The following is a 20,292-nucleotide window of genomic DNA, read 5'->3' as shown; positions in this document are numbered from 1 at the left end:
CGGCCGATCGCCGACATGCGAAATTGATGCATCGCAGCATCGAAACCCTCATTAGTTGGGCAATACCGGTAATACCTTGGTTTGGGGGTGTCTGGAAACTTCTTCCGCACAAGGGTACGCTGAGGGGCAGCCCGTGCGCGCGCATCGGTTCGGGAGCATTCCCCACCCTAGACAGGAGTCACCATGAAGACCATCGTTGCCCTCGCCGCCCTCGCCCTGCTGTCCACCGGCATGGCCCACGCGGCGGGCCCGGCCAATCCGGCCGACCGCTATGACTACAACATGCGGACGACCAACAAGGACGGCTACGTTCCGGATCCGAACCGCATCAGCAACAAGGACGGCTACACGCCCGACGCCAATCGCGTGACCAACAAGGACGGCTACGTCCCGGATACGGCCAAGAACGACAAGTTCGACCCGTACACGCAGGGCGCGCGCCAGAACACGGCCAGCGCGCTGGTCGACGACAAGGCCGCGAAGCCGGCCAAGAAGAAGTCGTCGGCCCACAAGAAGGCTCCGGCCGCCGCCGCGAAGTAAGTCGGCGCCAGTAGTCGGCGCCAGTAGTCGGCGCCCCTAGCCGGCGCCCTCTGGCCGGCGCCCTGCCCGCCGGCCCCCCTCTCCCCTCGGGAGAGGGGGAACACCCCCTCCGAAAATCCTTCACCCTTCCCCTCAGGAATACTTCCACCGTGCCGTTAACGGTCGATGCAGGGAGTTCTCTCCCATGCTTTTCTCAACCGATCGGACGACACTCATGGATACTTCCGTTGTCAGCGCGGCCAGCAATGCGGGGGCGAATCCCGTACCGCTGGTGATGCTGCGCAAGGCGCTGGACATGCAGGCCGCAGGCGTGGCCGCCCTGCTTCAGGGCATGCCGCAGGTCACCCCAGCCAGCAACCCCCCGCATCTCGGCCAGAACATCGACATCAAGGTTTGATGGAATGGGCGCCGGGCGTTGTGCGAAAACGCCAACTGCCCGGCATCCGGCAACCTGCGGACATCGCCAAGCGTAAGCCCTCGTATTAGAATCGGTCGCTTACTTGTCATTCGTTGCCGCCAGCCTGGTGGATTTCTGGAGATTGCGTTGTTGCACGCTGGCTCTTGTCCGGTGTTTTTGTTCGGGTCCCGACTCATGTCGTCCACGCACGCGAACCAGAGAAACCCACGCTGAGGAACTCGATGACCTCGATTACGTTTGATGTGGCTCTGGCTCACGACCCCGTCGATCGGGATTTCGTGGCGCTCGACGCGCTGTCCGCGGTGTCGGGCGAGAGTGCGGAAGAACGCGCAGCCGAACGCGAAGGCTGGGCATTGCTGGAAGCCACGGGCGACCTCGCCCTCCAGACCGGGACCGCCGGGCGCATCCGTCGCGCCACCGAGTCCTCGGCGCTGCTGCTCGACTACCCCCGCGAATACCTGCTGCGCGTGTCCGTGCTCGATATCGTCGCGGCCGAGGAACGCCAGCGCCTGGCCTGGCTGCTGCAACGCTGCGCGCAGGACGGCACGGTACGCCGCGACCGTTTCCGGTTCGTCTGCGGCATCCGCAGCAGCCGCTGGATCGACCTGCGTATCACGCGCCGTGTCATCGATGACCGCGTCGATGACCGCGTCGATGACCGCACCAATACCCGCACCGACGACCGCGTCGATGATCGCGCCGGGGAGCGCACGGAACTGCTGCTGACCGGTCACGACGTCACGGATTGGGTCGAGAACGAACGCCAGCTCGTCGAGCTCTCCTATCAGGACCCGCTCACGGGCGCCGGCAACCGTGCCTACATGCGCAAGCGCATCGCCGAGTTCTCGGCGCGCGGCACGCCGGGCCAGCTGTTCGCGCTGGCGCTGATGGACCTGGACGGCTTCAAGAAGGTCAACGATTCGCTCGGCCACGAGTTCGGCGACGCGCTGCTCAAGGAAATCGGCAAGCGCCTGCAGGACGCGCTGCGCTCGCGCAATATGGTCGCGCGGCTCGGCGGCGACGAATTCGTGCTGCTGCTAGAGGGGCTCGACTCCGAATCGGAAGCGATACGCATTCTCGAGCGCGTGATCCACGTCTGCCGCCAGCCGTTCCATCTGGGCGGCTGCCAGGTGCGTATCACCACGAGCATCGGGCTCGCATTCGGCGGCACCGCCTCTCCCGCCGGAAATCCCGCCGACATGCCGCTGACGGAATCGCAGTGGCTGCGCCGCGCCGACCTTGCGATGTACGAGGCCAAGGCGCTCGGCAAAAACCGCTATTGCCTGTATTCGCCCGAATTCGAGCATCGGCTCGACGAGCAGTTCCGCATCGAGCAGAGCATGTTCGAGGCCGTGCAGAACGGCGAATTCCTGCTCCATTACCAGCCCATCGTGTGGCCCGAGACCGGCGAGGTCTGCGCGACCGAGGCCCTGATGCGCTGGGAGCATCCCCAGGGCGCGATCCCGCCCGACGTCTTTATTCCGATGGCCGAGAACAACGGCCTGATCAAGCATCTCGGCGCCTGGGCGCTGCGTTGCGCCTGCGCGCAGCTCGCCAGCTGGGATGCGCAGGGCATCCACGTGCAGCACATGTCCGTCAACGTATCGCCGGTGCAGTTCCGCCATCCGGGCTTCCTCGACAGCGTGCGCAACGCGATCCAGGACGCCCGTATCTCTCCGGACCGCGTGGTGCTCGAAATCACCGAAAGCGCGCTGATGACCGACCCGGCCGCGACCGAGTCGCTGCTCACGGAACTGCGCGCGCTGGGCATCCGCTTTGCGGTGGACGACTTCGGCACCGGCTATTCGAGCCTGTCCTATCTGCGCCGCTTTCCGCTGTCCGCGCTCAAGATCGACCGCAGCTTCGTCAGCGACATGATGGACTCCCCGCATGCGCGCACCATCGTGTCCGCGGTGATGTCCCTCTCGCGCGAGCTCGGTCTCGTGGCAATCGCCGAGGGTGTGGAATCGGATGCGCAGGCGCAGTTGCTGTCCGCGCAGGGCTGCACGCTGGTGCAGGGCTGGCGCTACGCGCAGGCACTGCCGCCGGGCGAGTTCGAGCGCGCGCTGCACGCCGGCGCGCTGCAGCTCGGCCAGACCGATGTATTTCCGTCGCAGGGGCAGGCATGAGAAAGGACGCCTTCTTCGAGACGCTCTGGAACCGCATGGCGCAGCAGGGAGACTTTCCCACGCTGCAGTATTCGGTCGATAACATCTTCAAGACGCTGCATAGCGACCTCAACGTCGGCCAAATGGCCTCGAGCGTGCTGTCGGACTTCAGCCTGTCGCAGAAGGTCATCCGCCTTGCGAATTCGGCGATGTACCGCTCGTTCGGCGGCGAGGTGACCACGGTGTCGCGCGCGATCCTCGTGCTCGGCGTGGAGGCGATCAGCCATCTGACGCTCGGCGTGCAGCTGCTCGACTATTTCCACGGCGTGGCGCCAAGCCGCCCGCAGGCCGCGCGCGCGATGACGCAGGCGCTCGTCGCGGGCGAGATCACGCGCGCGCTGAGCAATGCGCGCGGCATCAACGAAGGCGAGGAAGCGGTCGTCTGCACGTTGATGTACCACATGAGCCGGCTGTTGCTCGTGTTCTATTTCCCGGACGAGTGGGAACGCATCCAGGCGCTGACGGAATCGGGAGAGATGGCCGAGACCGATGCGTGCGTCGAGGTGGTCGGCGTATCGCTCGCGGAGATCGCGGAGGCCGCCGCCGTCAAATGGCGCCTGCCCGGACTCATCGCCAATACGATGAGCCACCGCCCGGTGACGGCCGAGACCGTCATCGAGACCCACACCGACTGGCTCGGCGCCATGGCGCAGGTTTCCTCGCAGGCGGCCGCCGCGATGACGCGGGATGCCGCGCCCGAGGACGTGGAAGCCCTGCTGAGCGAGCACGCACGCGTGCTGGGCCTCGATGCGGCCGATATCCGTTTTGCCATCCGCCAGGCGGGAACGCTCAGCGCCTCCATCGCGCAGGCGGAGGCCCCCGATACCGAAGCGCCCGCGCCCGAAGGCAAGCCCGCGGACGCCATCGAGCGGTTGCGGGTCGGCCTCGAAGAGGTGCGCCGCGAAGGCGCGGCGCTCTCCATCGGACAGATGGCGCCGCTCGCGCTGGAGTGCGTCATGCGCGCGCTCAACTTCGAGAATGGGTTCCTGATGGTGCTGAACCCCGGCGCCAAGCGCTTCGACGCGCGGCTCGGTTTCGGCAACGGCGTGCGCGAAAAGCTGGACGCGCTGTCGTTCGAAGAAGGGTTCGTGCCCGATATCTTTCACTTCGCGACGATCTCGCCGCGGCCGCTCCAGTTCGAGGACACGCACGACGCCGAAGTGGCCCAGCGCGTACCGCGCTGGTATCGCGACGCGATGCCCGAGGCACGCTCGGTGCTGCTCGCGCCGGTCAAGCTGCGCAACCGGTGCGTCGCGCTGCTGTGCGGCGACTGGGGCGCGACCTGCTGCGCGGGCGGGCTGACCGAGGCCGAACTCGAACTCGTCGGCGAGTTCGCGAAGGAGATCGGGGCGAGCTTCCTGCGTTCGGCCGCCGCGTAGTTCGCCTGCCTGCGGCGGGATAGAGGGGATCGAGCCAATCGAGGGGATCGAACGGAATATTTCGGCGCGCTCGCGTGTTTCAAGAACATGCAGACGCGCAATCTGTCTCAGCTATGAGGAGCGTGGATGCACTATGCTCATCATTGCCAAGTACGGAGCCCAGAGATGTCCGACCCCCAAGATCGTCCCCCCCTCCTGCGTCCCACCCTCCTGCGTCCGCCTTTCCTGCATGTGGCCGTCCGGGCCGCACTCGCCGCGACCGCGGCCGCGCTGCTGCTGGCCGGCTGCTCGACGCTGCAGCCCATCCAGACCGCGGAAAAGCTCGTCGGCAGCCCCGAAAGTACCGTGCGTCAGACGTTCGGCGAGCCCACCGACACGTTCAAGCTCGCCGACGGCACCACGCGCTGGATCTACTCGAAGCAACCGTACGGCTACGACATCTACGCCGCCGATTTCGACGCGAACGGCCGCCTGAAGAGCTTCCGCGAAATGCTGACGGAAGCCGAGATCTATGCGGCGAAGCCGGGCGTCTGGACCAAGCAGGACGTGCTCGAGCGCTGGGGCCGGCCGAGGGAGCCGATCAACTACTACCCGCTGATGAAGCGCGAGGCATGGTCGTACCGCATGTATGTGGCACCGTACCAGCCCGCGCATTTCAGCGTCTACTTCACCGACGCCGGCGTGGTCGACCGCACGATGATCATCCTGGACGCGCGCGGCGACCGCAACCGCCGCTGATCTACCGCCGATCTACGACGGATCCTTGGTACGTGTCCGCGACACCGCGGACATGATGCCGATACCGAGCACGATCACGCATGCAATGCCGATATAGACCTGCGACACGCCCATCGTGACGAGCCCCCATGCAATGCCGCCGACAAGCAGCAGCACGCCGACCAGGTATAGCGCAAACGACATATGACACCTCCGGATGGTTGCAGCCTGCTTCATCGTAGGCAGCACATCCGCCGGCAGACATCGGTGACCGGCGGAGAGCGTTGTAGGCCGGTTCCTACCCCCGCCACGCGCAACGCTGGCCTGACCCCGGACAGGGGTTCGCCTACGGCTGTACCGACGGCTCGCGCTTGAGCGTGCGCAGCACGAACGTCGAGTGGCTGTGGCGCAGGCCCGGCAGCTTGTAGAGCTTGTGCCGCAGGAATTCCTCGTAGCCCTCGGTGCCCGCCACCGCGACCTTGATCAGATAGTCGTACTCCCCCGTCAGCAGATGCGCCTCGAGGACTTCGGGGAGTTCGGCCAGCGCTTCGCCGAAGCGATGCAGCATGTCGTCGTCGTGCCGGTCCAGCGTGACCTCGATCAGCACCGTGTCCGGAAAACCGAGCGCCTTCTGGTTCAGCAATGCCGCGTAGCCGTCGATGACGCCCGCATCCTCGAGCGCGCGCACGCGGTTCCAGCAGGGCGTGGCGGAGAGTCCGACGCGCTCGGCCAGCTTCGCGTTGGAGATGCGGCCGTCGCGGCGCAGTTCGCGCAGAATGCGGCGATCGATGTCGTCGAGCTTGGTAGGGTTATTCACGGAAAACGATGTCCGAAGAAGAATATCCCTCAGACTCTACACCAAACCCGTGATTCATCTCCATTCCGAGTCCAAATGGAGAAAAATAAGAAGCCTATTTCGAGGCACCGCTGGTACATTGTTTCCATCGCCCACCCCTGCCCGATACCCGCCATGTCCCTGCCAGCCCTGCAACTCGACCTTCGCCTCGACGGCACCGACACGTTCGGCGCGCTCGAATGGGTGCTCGCCAGCGCCCGCCGCACCGGTCTGTCGCTGCAGCAGATTCATATGCAGGGCCGCACCGCGCGGCTCGTGACGGAGGCCCCCGACGCCGATCTGCTCGAGCTGTTCCTGCGTCGTGTCGAACAAGGCGTGGACATGGCGGTGGTCGATGCGGTAATCGACGCGGGAATCGATGCGGTCAGCGAGGAAAAGGAAGCGCTTGCCGCCTGAGGCCACCGCAGCCAGTCACGCCGCGGACAGCAGCTCGATACCGTCGAGCTCCGCCGCGCACGTATCGCGCACGATCGACACAAAGTCGTCCACATAAGGCCGCTCGGCCATCGCGGTCGGCACGGTCGCAAACAACTCGCTCCACAATCCCTTCGTCCCGATCCGCTTGGCCAGCACATAGTCGTGGTCGACGTAGTTCTTCACGCCCCAGTTCGGTAACGCCGCCACCCCGCGCCGGCTCGCCACGAGCTGCAGCACCGCCACGGTCAGCTCGGCGGTGCGCCGCTGCAGGCGGATGCCCGCGGGCTCGAGCACCTCGCGAATCAGGTCGATGCGCGTCTCGGGCACGGGATACGTGATCAGCGTCTCGCCCGCGAGGTCCTGCGCCTCGATCCGCCGCTTGTTGCGCAGCCGGTGCTCGTTGGCGATGACGGCCAGGATCTCGAAGCGGAACAGCGGCGCCACGACGAGCCCGCGCCGCGTCGGCGGCTTCGATCCGATCACCATGTCCGCGCGCCCTTCCGCGATCAGTGACAGGGGGTCGGCGTGAAAGCCCGCCACGAGGTCGACCTCCACCTCGGGCCAGCGGCGCCGGAACTCGTCCATCACCGGCATCAGCCAGTCGAAGCACGTATGGCATTCGAGCACCACGCGCAATTCGCCGCTCGTGTCGCCCTTGAGCCGGACCAGATCGCGCTCGGCCTCGCTGATCGCGGCCAGCGACTCGCGCGCGAGCGCGAGCAGGCGCTCGCCGGCCGGCGTAAAGCGCAGCCCATGGCGCGTGCGATCGAACAATGCCATGCCGTAGTGCGATTCGATCGCCTTGATCTGATGCGATAACGCCGACTGGCTCACGTGCACACGCTCGGCCGCCACCGCGAGCTTGCCCGATTCCGCGATGGCTACCAGCGAGCGGAAATGCCTGACTTCAATCATGAATTAGATTCATATAATGTTTAAAACATGTCGCTTGATTCATTCTAGCCGCGATCCGACACTGTGCGCCACTCTGGATTTCTTCCGCACGCAGACATGGCACACACTCACACGCTCGGTTTTCCGCGCATCGGCGCGCGCCGCGAACTCAAGTTCGCGCTGGAATCGTTCTGGCGCGACGGCATGAAGGCGGACGCCGAGGCCCCGTTGCGCGAGACCGGTGCCGCATTGCGGCGCCGCCACTGGCAACTGCAGGCCGAGCACGGCCTCGCCCATGTCGCGGCCGGCGACTTCGCGTGGTACGACCAGGTCCTGTCGACAACGGCGCTGCTCGGCGCGTTGCCCCGCCGTTTCGGTTTCGATGCCGCGCGGCTGACGCTGGCGCAATCCTTCGAACTGGCGCGCGGCAACGCGGCGCAGCCCGCGATGGAAATGACCAAATGGTTCGACACGAACTACCACTACCTCGTGCCGGAACTCGATGCGGACAGTACGTTCGACGGCGGGCCATCGTGGTTCTTCGATGAGATCGGCGAAGCCCTGGCGCTCGGGCACAAGACGCGCCCCGTACTGATCGGCCCCATCACCTACCTGTGGCTGGCCAAGAGCCATGTCGCCGGCTTCGATCGGCTGTCGCTGCTGCCACGCGTCGTGGCCGCGTACCAGCGCATCCTCGCGCAGCTTGCCGCGCGCGGCATCGAATGGGTCCAGATCGACGAGCCCGCGCTGTGCACGGACCTCGACGCGCGCTGGCTCGATGCCTGCGACACGGCTTACCAGTCGCTCGGCGGCCTCGGCATCAAGCTCTTGCTCGCCACCTACTTCGGCACGACCGCCCCGCATGCCGCGCGCGTGGCCGCGCTCCCCGTGCACGGTTTTCACCTCGACCTCGTACGCGCGCCCGGGCAACTCGATGCATGGCTGCGCGTGCTGCCCGCGCAGGCGGTGCTCTCGGCCGGCATCATCGACGGCCGCAATATCTGGCGCACCGACCTGCCCGCGGCGCTCGCACGGCTGCGGCCGTTGCACGATGCGCTAGGCGATCGACTCTGGCTGGCCCCGTCGTGTTCGCTGCTGCATGTGCCGGTCTCGCTCGAGACCGAAACGCGCCTCGATCCGGAACTGCGGTCGTGGCTCGCATTCGCCACCGAGAAGCTTGACGAACTGCGCGTGCTGGCCACGGCGCTGACGCACGGCGAGGCCGCCGTCGCCGCGGAACTGATGGCGTCGGATGCCGCGCGCCAGTCGCGGCAATCCTCGCGGCGCGTCGTCAATGCCTCGGTGCGCAAGCGCCTTGCCGCCATCACGCCGCAGATGGCCACGCGCCAGAGTCCGTTCGACGCGCGCAACGCGCTGCAGCGCGCATCGCTCAAGCTGCCGCCGCTGCCAACCACGACCATCGGCTCGTTTCCGCAAACGCCGGCCATCCGTCAGGCGCGTGCCGCGCACCGGCGCGGCGAGCTTGGCGCGCTGGCCTACCTCGAACGCATGCGCGCGGAAATCACGCACGCCGTGCGCAGGCAGGAGGCACTAGGGCTCGATGTGCTCGTGCATGGCGAGGCCGAGCGTAACGACATGGTCGAGTTCTTCGGCGAGCAGCTGTGCGGCTATGCGTTCACGGAGAACGGCTGGGTCCAGAGCTACGGTTCGCGCTGCGTGAAGCCGCCCGTGATCTATGGCGACGTCTACCGCCCCGAACCGATGACCGTCGATACCACGCGCTTCGCCCAGTCCCTGACCGAGCGTCCGATGAAGGGCATGCTGACGGGCCCCGTCACGATGCTCCAGTGGTCGTTCGTGCGCGACGATCAGCCCCGGGCGGCCACGGCGCGCCAGCTCGCGCTCGCCATTCGCGACGAGGTCTGCGACCTCGAGGCGGCCGGCATCCGCGTGATCCAGATCGACGAGCCCGCGCTGCGTGAAGGCTTGCCGCTACGCGCGTCGGAGTGGCCCGCGTATCTCGAATGGGCGGTGGAAGCCTTCCGGCTGTCCGCGTCGGGCGTCGCGGACCGGACGCAGATCCATACGCATATGTGCTATGCCGAGTTCAACGATATCCTGCCCGCCATCGCGGCGATGGACGCCGACGTCATCACGATCGAGACGTCGCGTTCCGCCATGGAGCTGCTCGAGGGCTTTGGCGCGTTCGCCTACCCCAACGAGATCGGGCCCGGTGTCTACGACATCCACTCGCCGCGCGTTCCCGAGGTGTCGGCCATCGCGCGGCTGCTCGAGCGCGCGTGCGAAGTGATTCCGCCGGAACGGCTGTGGGTCAATCCGGACTGCGGGCTCAAGACGCGCGGCTGGCCGGAAACCGAGGCCGCGCTGACGAACATGGTCGCGGCCACGCATCAGTTGCGCGCACGCCTCGCGGCGTAGGACATCACCCCGATGGCCAATGCGGCGCTGTGTCACATGGCGTCCGCGCCCGCACATTCCTATCCTTGCGGTCGAGCCCATAAGATCAGGCCGATGGCATCTGCTCGCGGAAGCACATCGTCCGGCCGCAAGGAAGGTCATGAAACGAATCACAGCCTGGCGCCGCCTGTCGGTGTTGCCAGCCGCCGCGCTGACGGGCATTGCCGCCGCGCAATCCGCCAGCCCGTCCGCCAGCCCGTCCGCATCGACGGCGGGCGATCCGCCGTCGGCCGTGTCCACGCCGGAGGTCCGCGTGCTGCCTGCGGTCACCGCCACCGCGAATGCCAACGGCTCGCTCACCGCGCCGGGCATCGCGCGGCAACGCGAGTCGCTGTTCCAGTCGGCCGGCTCGGTCGGCTTCGTCGATGCGGCCTCCTATAGCGATACCTACGCCAGCAATCTGCGCGACGTGCTCAAGGACGCGCCCGGCGTCTACGTGGAAGAACGCTACGGACAGGAACTGCGGCTGTCGATCCGCGGCTCGGGCATCGCCCGCGGCTTCCATGCGCGCGGGCTCGATCTGCTGCAGGACGGCGTGCCGACCAACTTTGCCGACGGCAGCGGCGATTACTACCAGATCGATCCGCTCGGCCTCGCCGCCACGGAGATCTACAAGGGCGGCAATGGCCTCGCCTATGGCAGCACCACGCTCGGCGGCGCGATCAACTTCACCACGCCCACGGCGCTCACTGCCGACGCGCCCAACATGGTGCGCGTGGACGGCGGCAGCTTCGGCACGGCACGCGCCAGCGCGCAGGTCTCGCGCCAGATCGGCGCGTTCGACTTTCTCGCCAACCTGACCGTCAATCACGCCGAGGGTTATCGCAGCCACGAGCGCGGCCAGTACGAGCAACTGAACGCGAACTTCGGCTACCGCTTCAGCCCCGCCGTGGAAACGCGTTTCTACTTCGGCGCGTATATCGTCGATCAGCTGTTGCCCGGCTCGCTCACGCTCGATCAGGCGCTGCACAACCCCCGCATGGCCTCGGCCAGCGCGCTGGCGGGCGATCAGGCACGCAACACGCGCACCGAGCGGCTGGCCAACGTGACCAGCGTCAAGCTCGACAACGGGCAACTCGACTTCACCTCGTGGGTCGTGCACAAGAGCCTCTACCACCCGATCTTCCAGGTCATCGACCAGGACGCGTGGACCTACGGCTTTGCGCCGCGCTATACCGGCAACTTCGCGGTCGGCGGTCTGCGCAACCAGATCATTGCGGGCGCGCGCTTCCTTGGCGGCAACAACGACGCGCGCCAGTACGTGAACGTCAGCGGCGATCGCGGCGCGCAGACGCTCAATGCGCGGCAGGATGCCTACAACTACGAGGCCTACCTCGAGGACCGTCTTTACGTGGTGCCGACCGTGGCGATCATGGCCGGCGCGAAGGCCTATCGCAGCCGGCGCGACTATACGGACTTCGGCGGCCTGCCCGCGAGCCCCACACCGCGCGCGGATGCCACGACCTATAGCGGCGTGAATCCGAAGTTCGGTGTGCTATGGGAGCCCGCGAAGCACGTGCAGGCGTTCGTCGATATCACGCGCAGCGCCGATGTGCCCGACTTCTCGGACCTGAACCAGACCATCGGCACCACGAACCGCTTCGTGCCGCTGGCGCAGCAGCGCGGGTGGACGGTCGAGGCCGGCACGCGCGGACAGACCGATCGCTACGGGTGGGACGTCACGCTCTACCGCTCGCTCGTACGCGATCAGCTCTTGCAATACACGGTCAGCCCGGACGTGCCGGCGTCGACGTTCAATGCGAACAAGACGGTGCTGCAGGGCGTGGAGCTCGGCGCCAGCGCTGACGTGTTGCACGACATCGTCGGCAAGGGCGACAAGTTCACGGTGTCGCAGTTGTGGAACTTCAGCGACTTCCGCTTCGACAACGATCCGGTCTACGGCAACAACCGCATCGCGGGCGTGCCGCGGCACGTACTGCGCACGACGCTCGCGTATAGCCGGCAACAGCGGCTGCGGGTGGCGGGAACGATCGACTGGGTGCCGAGCGGGGCGTATGTCGATTACGCGAATACGCAGCAGGTGCCGGCGTATGTGCTGTTCGGCGTGCAGGCCAGCTACGAGCTCGAAGGTCGCGCGCGTGGCGTGACGCTGTTCCTCGATGCGCGCAACCTGTCGAACCGCCGTTACATCAGCGACGTGAGTACGGTTGCGGACCTGCGGACGGCGACCAATACCGCGCTGTTCTATCCGGGCAATGGCCGGGCCCTGTATGCGGGGGTGAAGTACAAGTTTTGAGAGGGGGGGAGCCCCCCCTCCCTCAGTTCACCCGTTGCACTGCCGGCGGTATCCAGTCCCCATCCAGCAACGCCTGATCGGGCCAGTAAGCGCGCAGCATCAGGTTGAACGCATCGGGCGGCGCCGGCAGCCAGTTGGCCTGTTGCGCGGCGTTCGCCGGCCGGTCGTATTGAATATAGATATCCAGCGATCCATCGCGGTTGTACCGCAGCCGGTCGCGGCTACCGATCGAATACCGGTTGATCGGATTGCTCACGAACACCTGCTGGCTGTTGTACAGCGACAGCGACCAGAACGCCTTTACCGGCGGCAGCTGGCTCTTGTCGAAGTGCAGCACGTACCGGCTGCCCCCGTCGAACGGCCGCCCCGTCGCATCCGCGCGCGCGGTCGGGTACACGGCGTCCTCGGGCAGATTCAGATCGGGACCCATCATGGCCACCGTGGCGCGCGCCACGTAATCGGTGCCATACCCGCCGCCCTCATGCCAGACCCGCCATCCGGTATCGCCGGCCTCGGCCTTCTTGACCTGCGCGGCGATGCCCGTCAACGCCGCCGTCGCGCCTTCCTGCACCGCACGCGCGGTGGAAGGTTCCAGCACGGTCGTCTTGAACGGCTCGCCCGCCACGATGCCCATGCGCGTCATCTTCTCGACCATCGGCGCATCGGCCGGTGCCGGCGGATTGTCGGGCAGCAGCGCGGCCAGGCGGCTGAAGAAGGCCTGCGCGTCCATCGCGGCCACCTGCTCGGCGGGCGACGACTCGGTATCGATCATCGTGGCCCGCGGCGCGGCCGGCGCGGGCGCCACGCGACCGCCCTTCTGCCAGACCGACAGCGGGACCAGACGATACTGGTCCTGCAGACGATGCACGGCGGCAAGATCCTGCCGGCTATTGACCTGCGTCCGCCCGACGATCCACACCATCGCCGTCGGCGAACGAATCTCCTTCACACCCTTCGGCAACGTGCCCTTCCACTCGGGCCCGACGATCGCAAACGCGCCGCGCCGCGTACCGGTCGTGCGCTTGCCCGGCGACGCAATGACGTTGGTCCATGCATCGAGCATCGGCATCAGGTAGAAGCGGCCGGCGGTATCCGGTAACGACAGCACGACGGGTTCGCGCGAGACGTCGAGCCACGCCGTCGAATACAGCGTGTCGGCATTCGGCGTGACGACGTCCGTGAACGCGCCATCGAAGAACGAGCGGCGGTGACTGAAGGTATTGATTGGCGTCTTGACCGTCATGATCTCGCGCGTGACGTCCATCAGCACGAGCGGATAGCCAAACGTGAAGACCTCGGCAGAGAGCGACTTCATCGCCTGGTCGGAGGGCGCCTGCACGACGGCGGTCTCGGCAGGCGCGGGTGGCGGCGCGGTCGAGCACGCGGATATGAGGACGGCGAGCGTGACCACGCTCGCCAGCTGGCGTATCGAAGGATTCATGACCCCGTTTCCCTTGAGCATCGGGCGGCCTTCCGGAGACATGTGGCGCAGCGGCCGTGTCGCCTCGGAGGCGCATCTGTATTCCCGACGAATGATGTCTCCCGGCCCTGCCAGTGTCAATGACCCGAACGGCTGATTTAGGGGGAAACGAACACACCGGAGGCGGCGTACAAAACCGCGCGCACAAAAAACAAAAGCCCGGAGCGGAGCTCCGGGCTTTTGTTTTCGCATAGGTGGCGCGGCTGGCAGGATTCGAACCCACGACCCCTTGGTTCGTAGCCAAGTACTCTATCCAACTGAGCTACAGCCGCACGCGAGGCCGCAATTGTATCGCAGTTTCTGATTTGCGCAACCCCCTTCCACGCAACATTTTCATCGGGCCCGCACCACCGCTTTGATCACCATCGCTTTGGTCACCAACGATACCGCGCGCCGATCGTCGCGCTCGGGTTGCTGCCCGCCTTCGCCTTGAACCAGACCTTCAGCCCCGTCGCAGGATTGCCGTGCGCGCCAACATTGAACGAGAACAGCCCGCGCAGCAGATCGGTATCGATGCGCGTCCCGTTGATGTTGATGACCTTGGCGCGATTGTCCTGCCACCAGTCCGCCTCGACGAACGGATACACGCCGGACAGGCGCGTGGGCCGGGAGCCGTATAGCCGCACGGCAAGGCCGGTGGCGCTGACCTCCGACTGCGGATCCATGAACGCGGGCAGCGCCGTGTTCGATGGCCGGTAGGCAACCTCAACACGCGGCTGGATCGTGACGCCGCCCATGCGCGGCACCTCCGCATCGAGCGCGAGCGCGAGCGCGCGAATGCGGCTATCGGCAAAACCGGTGGCGGTGGTCACGTCGTCGAGGTGCAGGGACATGCCTCGCGTGCCCGACATGCGATTCGCCGTCGCACCCGGTGAGCGCGATGATGGCGGCGCGTAGTCGACGTCGACGGTCTGGTGCGAAAGCGGCGGCGGTCCGAACGAGGCGAGCGTCATGACCTCGCCTGGCGCGCTCGCTGGCATCTCGGCCGCGGCCTCGGTCGTCGCGCTGACGATCTCGGCCGGACCGGGCTCGGGAAGATTGGCGGCGACGAGCAGGCCATCCGCATACTCGGCCCGTGACAGCGCGCTCAGCATCAGCGCGAGCAGACAGCAACCATGCAGGAAACATCGGAGGCGGATATCCGCGGCGACAGAACGTGCGCCACCGGGACAGTGCCCGGCACCCCTCTCTCCCACATGCAGCCGCATGGTCATGGCAACCACCTCGCCGGGCGTTATCGTGCCCGATCGATTTGAGCATAGGCCAGTGCCCATGCAATGGTTAGCTACGAATGTGGGGTGCCGTGCAGACCGGCCAGACGCAAAAAAGCCCGCGTTGCCGCGGGCTTTAATTGAAAAAGCCCTGCTCGATGAGCAGGGCTTTCAAAATTGGTGCCCAGAAGAGGACTCGGTCACCCATGCGCGACCCCGGGCTGCGCTTGCAAGCGCAGCCTTTTCTCGTCCTCGCGGGAAGTCCTCAGGACTTCCCTTTCTGGGCGCAGAATTGAAAAAGCCCTGCTCGATGAGCAGGGCTTTCAAAATTGGTGCCCAGAAGAGGACTCGAACCTCCACAGTGTTGCCACCGCTAGGACCTGAACCTAGTGCGTCTACCAATTCCGCCATCTGGGCTTCGTCGCGCTAACGTGTTGCTGTGTTTGCGAAGCGAAGAACGCAATTATGCTGACCAGGCAGATCTCTGTCAACACCCTATCGCAAAAAATCTTCACCCGCGATGCAGACGGAAGTCGACGGCCGAAGGGCGTCCCGGCAGATCGAGCGTCGCCGTGGCCGCCGGCGTGCGTGCCACGATCTTGCCCGCGCGCAGCACGAGCAAACGCGTCGCGCGCAGACGCAGCGCCTCGACCGGATCGCCCGCCTGCAGCAGTACCAGATCCGCGCGGCAGCCGGGCGCGATGCCATAGCCTTCGAGTCCGAGAATGCGCGCCGGCGTCTCCGTTACCGCGGTAAAGCACGCACGCATCGCGTCCTGCCCCGTCATCTGCCCCACGTGCAGTCCCATATGCGCGACCTCGAGCATGTCGCCCGTGCCGAGGCTGTACCAGGGATCCATCACGCAGTCGTGCCCGAACGCCACCGGCACGCCAGCGGCCAGCAGTTCCGGCACACGCGTCATCCCGCGCCGCTTCGGATACGTATCGTGCCGGCCCTGCAGCGTGATGTTGATCAGCGGGTTGGCAATCGCGGCCACCCCCGCCTCGCGCATCAGCGGCAGCAGCTTGGACACGTAGTAGTTGTCCATCGAATGCATCGACGTCAGGTGCGACCCGGTCACGCGTCCCTGCAGGCCGAGTCGCACCGTCTCGCTGGCCAGCGTCTCGATATGCCGCGACATCGGATCGTCGCTCTCGTCGCAATGCATGTCCACGCGCAGGCCGCGCGCGGCGGCTTCCTCGCACAGCAGCGCCACCGAAGCGGCACCGTCCGCCATCGTGCGTTCGAAATGCGGAATACCGCCGACCACATCCACGCCCATATCGAGCGCGCGCCGCAGGTTGTCCAGCGCGTACGGCGACCGCAGCACGCCGTCCTGCGGGAATGCCACCAGCTGCAGATCCAGATACGGCTTGACGCGTTCGCGCACGTGCAGCAGCGCCTCCACGGCCAGCAGCCGCGGATCGCAGACGTCGACGTGCGAGCGAATCGCGAGCAGGCCCTTGGCCACGGCCCAGTCGCAGTACGCGAGCGCGCGCTCCACGAGCGCCTCCTGCGTCAGCAGCGGCTTGAGCTCGCCCCACAGCGCGATGCCCTCGAGCAGCGTGCCGGACTGGTTCACGCGCGGCAGCCCGAACGAGAGCGTCGAGTCCATATGGAAGTGCGCATCGACGAACGGCGGCGTGACCAGCTGACCCGCCGCGTCGATCTCTTCGTTGGCCTGTGCCGCGAGGTTTGCCTCGACGGCGGCGATACGGCCGCCCTCGATGGCGATATCGACGTCCTTGCGGCCGTCGGGCAGCGTGCAATGACGCAGGATCAGATCGAACATGATGTGAGGAAGTTTTCCAGTATTGGGGTCAGCGCTCGCCCTTGCGGTACGGCTTCATCAGCGCCTGAGGATACGCCGCGCGCCGCGCCACGAGCACCAGCGCGAGAATCGACAGCAGATACGGCAGCATCAGATAGAACTGATACGGCAGCGCGGGCAGTCCCGGCAGGCTCGCGCCGCCCTGCTGCAGGCGCAACTGCAGCGCGTCGAACGCCGCGAACAGCAATGCGCCGAGCAGCGCGCGGCCCGGCCGCCACGAGGCGAAGACGACAAGCGCCACGCAGATCCAGCCACGGCCGTTCACCATATTGAAGAAGAACGCGTTGAATGCCGACGTGGTCAGGAACGCGCCGCCCACGGCCATGAGCGCGGACCCGGCCATCACGGCGCCGATGCGCATCGCACCCACGCGGATGCCCTGCCCCTCGGCCGCGGCGGGATTCTCGCCGACCATGCGGATGGCGAGCCCCAGTGGCGTGCGATACAGCAGCCACGCAAGCACGGGCGCGAGCAGCAGCGCAAGGAGCGTCAATGCGGTTTCCGCCCCCAGCACGCGACCGATCACGGGAATGCCTTCGAGCCACGTCATCGGCGCGAACGGCGTGATCGTCGGCGGCGTCGAGACCGAAGCAAAGCCCAGCCGGTACGCGTAGTACGAGAGACTCGTCGCGAGCATCGTCACGCCGAGCCCGGCCACGTGCTGCGACAGCGCCAGCGACACGGTCAGCACGCCATGCAGCAGCCCGAACAGCAGGCCCACGCCGGCGGCCACCGCCACGCCGCCCCAAAGCGGCGCGCCGTGATACACGGCCAGCCAGCCCGAGAATGCACCGGCCACCATGATGCCTTCGATGCCGAGGTTCAGCACACCCGCGCGCTCGCAGAGCAGCACACCCAGCGTGCCGAAGATCAGCGGCGTGCCCACGCGCAGCACGGCGACCCAGAACGGGGCGCCGGACAGGATATCGAGCAGTTCCATTACCCGGCCCTCCCGCTGCGGTTGAAACGGATACCGTCGAAGCGGACGCGATATCGCGCGAGCATCGTCGCCACCAGCATCGAGATCAGTGCCACCGCGACGATCACGTCGGCGATGGTATTAGGGACGTTCACCGCGCGGCTCATGCCGTCGGCGCCCACCAGGATACCCGCCACGAAGATCGAGGCAGCCACCACGCCCAGCGGATGGAGCCCTGCCAGCATCGCAATGACCACGCCCGCGTAGCCGTAGCCGGGCGAGATATCGAGTGTCAGGTAGCCCGTGCGGCCGGCCACCTCGACCACGCCGGCAAGGCCCGCCAGCGCGCCCGACAGCAATGCCGCCAGCACGGTCACGCGCGCCACGGGCATGCCCGCGAATGCGGCCGCGCGCGCATTGGCGCCCACCGCGCGCATTTGCAGGCCGAACACGGTAAAGCGGTTGATGGCCCAGACCACCACGGCCAGCAGCACCGCGCCGATCAGCCCGCTATGCACGCGGGACCGCTCCATCAGGCGCGACAGTTCGAGCTCGGGCACCAGTGCGACCGACTGCGGCCAGCCCATCGCGAGCGGATCCTTCATGGGGCCGTCCAGCATCATCGACACCAGCAGCAGCACGATGAAGTTGAGCAGCAGCGTGGTCACCACCTCGTCCACGCCGAGGCGCAGCTTGAGCATGGCCGGCACCAGCAGCAGCAACGCGCCGGCAATCATGCCGGCCGCCACCATCGCGGCGAACAGCACCCACACCTGCGCCGCCTCCGGCAGCGAGCCCACCCATGCCGGCATACCGCCATCGACCTGTCCGCCCACCGCCACCGCGGCCAGCGCGCCTAGATAAAGCTGCCCTTCGGCGCCGATATTGAACAGCCGCGTCCGGAAGGCGACCGCCACGGCCAGGCCGGTCAGCATCAGCGGCGTCGCGCGCGTCAGCGTTTCCGACCACGCGAAGCGCGAGCCGAAACCGCCCTCGAGCAGCAGCAGATAGGCGCGGCCCACAGGTGCGCCGGCCCACGCGACCAGCAGCGCGCAGACGGCCAGCGTGACGACGATCGCCCCGAACGGCGCGCCGAACAGCGCCAGCCGCGAAACGGAAGTTCTTGCCTCAAGCCGCATCGATGGCCTCCATGCGGTCGTTGGCGTGTGCTTCGCCGTGGCCCTCGCCCGCCATGGCGAGGCCGAGCGACGCGAGCGTCCAGGCCTCGGTGGGCCGTGCCGCGGTCAGGTGACCGCTGTGGATCACCGCGACGCGATCGGCTAGCGCGCGCAACTCGTCGAGGTCTTCGGAAATCAGCAGCACGGCCGCGCCCTGCGCCGCGGCTTCCAGCAGCTGGCGCCGCACATAGGCCACTGCGCCGATATCGAGCCCCCATGTCGGCTGGCTCGCGACGACGAGTCGCGGTGCCCGGTCGCCGCGCACCGACAGCGCGCGGCCGAGAATCAGTTTCTGCATATTGCCGCCAGACAGATTGCGCGCGGCCACTTCGGCGCCGCCGCCGCGCACGTCGAAGCGTTCGATCAGGCCGCGCGTGAATGCGCGCGCGGCGCCGCGTCGAATGACGCCGCCGCGCACGAAGGCGGGATTGCCCAGTTGTTCCGTAATCGCGTTCTCCCATAGCGAGAGGTCGCCGACCGTGCCTTGTGCATGCCGGTCTTCGGGAATGCGCGCCACGCCGGCCTCGATCCATTTCCGCGGCACGGCCGCAAGCGGCTGGCCCCCGAGGGTCACGCTGCCGTGCGACGGCGTCGCGATGCCGCTCATCAGTTCGGCCAGCGCCACCTGCCCGTTGCCGGACACGCCGGCAATGCCGACGATCTCGCCCGCATGCAGCGTCAGCGAGATGTCCGTCAGCGCGCCATGGCCGTCGCCGGCCGCCACGCTCACGCGGTCGAGCTTCGCCACGACTTCGCCCACCGTGCGGCTGGCGTCGCGAACCGGCATCTCCACGCGCCGGCCCACCATCCGTTCGGCCAGTTCGGCCTTGCTGGTCTCCCGCGTGGCGCCCGTCGAGACGAGCTTGCCGCCGCGCAGCACCGCCACGCGATGGGATACACGCATGACCTCGTCGAGCTTGTGGCTGATGAAGACGACCGACAGGCCTTCCGCGATCAGCTGCGCGAGCGTGCCGAACAGGCTGTCCACCTCCTGCGGCGTGAGCACGGCGGTCGGCTCGTCGAGAATCAGCACCCGCGCGCCACGATAGAGCGCCTTGATGATTTCCACCCGCTGACGCTCGCCCACCGACAGCGCGCCCACGCGCGCCTGCGGATCCACGGCCAGCCCGAAGCGCGCGGCAATCTCCTGCACGCGTGCGCGCGCGGCGCCGCGCTGCTGGCGCCAGCGCCACAGCGGTTCGGTGCCGATGAGGATGTTGTCCAGTACGGACAGGTTGTCCGCGAGCGTGAAGTGCTGATGGACCATGCCGATGCCGGCGGCCAGCGCGGCGCGCGGCTGGCCCGGAGGCAACGGCTGCCCGTCGATCTCGACGGTGCCGGCGTCGGCCACGTAATGGCCGAACAGGATATTGACGAGCGTACTCTTGCCGGCGCCATTCTCGCCGAGCAACGCGAGCACCTCGCCGCGATGCAGTTCGAGCGAGATATCGTCGTTGGCGACGAGGCTGCCGAAGCGTTTGGTGATACCGGTCAGGCGCAGCACCGGCGGTGGGGAATTCGACATCGTATGTAGAAAAGATCGGTGCCCCTCTCCCCGCTGGGGGAGAGGGGCCGGGAGTGAGGGCAG

The 20,292-nt window shown here is 66.9% G+C and carries 17 protein-coding genes and 2 tRNA genes; 8 read left to right on the top strand and 11 right to left on the bottom strand.

The window, feature by feature from the left end; translation table 11 throughout:
* Positions 1-183 precede the first annotated feature (183 nt).
* The 5 genes from FOB72_RS30460 (at position 184) to FOB72_RS30440 (ending at position 5,243) form a co-directional block, all read left to right on the top strand.
* Positions 184-540: a hypothetical protein gene (locus tag FOB72_RS30460; protein WP_150376951.1), complete on the top strand. Its 357-nt coding sequence runs from the start codon at positions 184-186 to the stop codon at positions 538-540.
* A 214-nt stretch (positions 541-754) separates the two neighbouring features.
* Positions 755-937, top strand: a complete 183-nt coding sequence (locus FOB72_RS30455; protein ID WP_150376950.1) for a YjfB family protein — start codon at positions 755-757, stop codon at positions 935-937.
* A gap of 242 nt (positions 938-1,179) precedes the next feature.
* Positions 1,180-3,087, top strand: coding sequence for a putative bifunctional diguanylate cyclase/phosphodiesterase (locus tag FOB72_RS30450; protein ID WP_150376949.1), 1,908 nt, complete (start codon positions 1,180-1,182; stop codon positions 3,085-3,087).
* Positions 3,084-4,505, top strand: a complete 1,422-nt coding sequence (locus FOB72_RS30445; RefSeq protein WP_150376948.1) for an HDOD domain-containing protein — start codon at positions 3,084-3,086, stop codon at positions 4,503-4,505. The genes FOB72_RS30450 and FOB72_RS30445 overlap by 4 nt, the downstream gene beginning before the upstream one ends.
* A 231-nt stretch (positions 4,506-4,736) precedes the next feature.
* On the top strand, positions 4,737-5,243 hold the full coding sequence (locus FOB72_RS30440) for a hypothetical protein (RefSeq protein WP_150377584.1): 507 nt from the start codon (positions 4,737-4,739) through the stop codon (positions 5,241-5,243).
* A 12-nt stretch (positions 5,244-5,255) separates the two neighbouring features.
* On the opposite strand, the gene FOB72_RS32340 is transcribed toward FOB72_RS30440, so the two are convergent.
* Entirely contained in the window at positions 5,256-5,426 is a 171-nt protein-coding gene (locus FOB72_RS32340; RefSeq protein ID WP_191002312.1) for a hypothetical protein, read from the bottom strand.
* A 142-nt stretch (positions 5,427-5,568) separates the two neighbouring features.
* Positions 5,569-6,039 carry an Lrp/AsnC family transcriptional regulator gene (locus FOB72_RS30435; RefSeq protein ID WP_150376947.1) on the bottom strand — a complete coding sequence of 157 codons (471 nt, stop codon included), beginning with the start codon at positions 6,037-6,039 and terminating at the stop codon, positions 5,569-5,571.
* Positions 6,040-6,192: 153 nt separating this feature from the next.
* Between FOB72_RS30435 and FOB72_RS30430 the strand changes: the two genes are divergently transcribed.
* Entirely contained in the window at positions 6,193-6,474 is a 282-nt protein-coding gene (locus FOB72_RS30430; RefSeq protein ID WP_150376946.1) for an AsnC family transcriptional regulator, read from the top strand.
* A 15-nt stretch (positions 6,475-6,489) separates the two neighbouring features.
* Here FOB72_RS30430 and FOB72_RS30425 read toward each other — a convergent pair whose 3' ends face one another.
* The gene (locus FOB72_RS30425) at positions 6,490-7,410 is read right to left on the bottom strand and encodes a LysR family transcriptional regulator (RefSeq protein ID WP_150376945.1); all 921 of its coding nucleotides are present in this window, start codon (positions 7,408-7,410) and stop codon (positions 6,490-6,492) included.
* A gap of 96 nt (positions 7,411-7,506) precedes the next feature.
* Here FOB72_RS30425 and metE point away from each other — a divergent pair, with 96 nt between their 5' ends.
* Positions 7,507-9,789, top strand: a complete 2,283-nt coding sequence (gene metE / locus FOB72_RS30420) for a 5-methyltetrahydropteroyltriglutamate--homocysteine S-methyltransferase (RefSeq protein WP_150376944.1) — start codon at positions 7,507-7,509, stop codon at positions 9,787-9,789.
* A 139-nt stretch (positions 9,790-9,928) separates the two neighbouring features.
* Positions 9,929-12,085, top strand: coding sequence for a TonB-dependent receptor family protein (locus FOB72_RS30415; RefSeq protein ID WP_150376943.1), 2,157 nt, complete (start codon positions 9,929-9,931; stop codon positions 12,083-12,085).
* Positions 12,086-12,107: 22 nt separating this feature from the next.
* On the opposite strand, the gene FOB72_RS30410 is transcribed toward FOB72_RS30415, so the two are convergent.
* The 8 genes from FOB72_RS30410 to FOB72_RS30375 all read right to left on the bottom strand — a co-directional run bounded on the left by FOB72_RS30410 (position 12,108) and on the right by FOB72_RS30375 (position 20,229).
* Positions 12,108-13,526 carry a DUF1254 domain-containing protein gene (locus FOB72_RS30410; RefSeq protein ID WP_150376942.1) on the bottom strand — a complete coding sequence of 473 codons (1,419 nt, stop codon included), beginning with the start codon at positions 13,524-13,526 and terminating at the stop codon, positions 12,108-12,110.
* 234 nt (positions 13,527-13,760) lie between these two features.
* Positions 13,761-13,837, bottom strand: a tRNA-Arg gene (locus FOB72_RS30405).
* A gap of 102 nt (positions 13,838-13,939) precedes the next feature.
* Positions 13,940-14,659 carry a hypothetical protein gene (locus tag FOB72_RS30400; RefSeq protein WP_223851647.1) on the bottom strand — a complete coding sequence of 240 codons (720 nt, stop codon included), beginning with the start codon at positions 14,657-14,659 and terminating at the stop codon, positions 13,940-13,942.
* A gap of 447 nt (positions 14,660-15,106) precedes the next feature.
* Positions 15,107-15,193: transfer RNA gene (locus tag FOB72_RS30395), tRNA-Leu, on the bottom strand.
* A gap of 94 nt (positions 15,194-15,287) precedes the next feature.
* Positions 15,288-16,568: an amidohydrolase family protein gene (locus tag FOB72_RS30390; protein WP_150376940.1), complete on the bottom strand. Its 1,281-nt coding sequence runs from the start codon at positions 16,566-16,568 to the stop codon at positions 15,288-15,290.
* Positions 16,569-16,596: 28 nt separating this feature from the next.
* On the bottom strand, positions 16,597-17,547 hold the full coding sequence (locus FOB72_RS30385; protein ID WP_150376939.1) for an ABC transporter permease: 951 nt from the start codon (positions 17,545-17,547) through the stop codon (positions 16,597-16,599).
* Complete coding sequence (locus FOB72_RS30380; RefSeq protein ID WP_150376938.1) at positions 17,547-18,665, bottom strand: ABC transporter permease; 1,119 nt, start codon at positions 18,663-18,665, stop codon at positions 17,547-17,549. The genes FOB72_RS30385 and FOB72_RS30380 overlap by 1 nt, the downstream gene beginning before the upstream one ends.
* Complete coding sequence (locus FOB72_RS30375) at positions 18,655-20,229, bottom strand: ABC transporter ATP-binding protein (RefSeq protein ID WP_150376937.1); 1,575 nt, start codon at positions 20,227-20,229, stop codon at positions 18,655-18,657. Before FOB72_RS30375 ends, FOB72_RS30380 begins: the two co-directional genes overlap by 11 nt.
* Positions 20,230-20,292: the final 63 nt, after the last annotated feature.

Origin of the sequence: Cupriavidus pauculus, from assembly GCF_008693385.1 — a bacterium.
In the GTDB taxonomy this organism is placed as follows: domain Bacteria; phylum Pseudomonadota; class Gammaproteobacteria; order Burkholderiales; family Burkholderiaceae; genus Cupriavidus; species Cupriavidus pauculus_D.
Note: the sequence above shows the minus strand (reverse complement) of the source record. Positions and strands in the feature narration are given on the sequence as shown.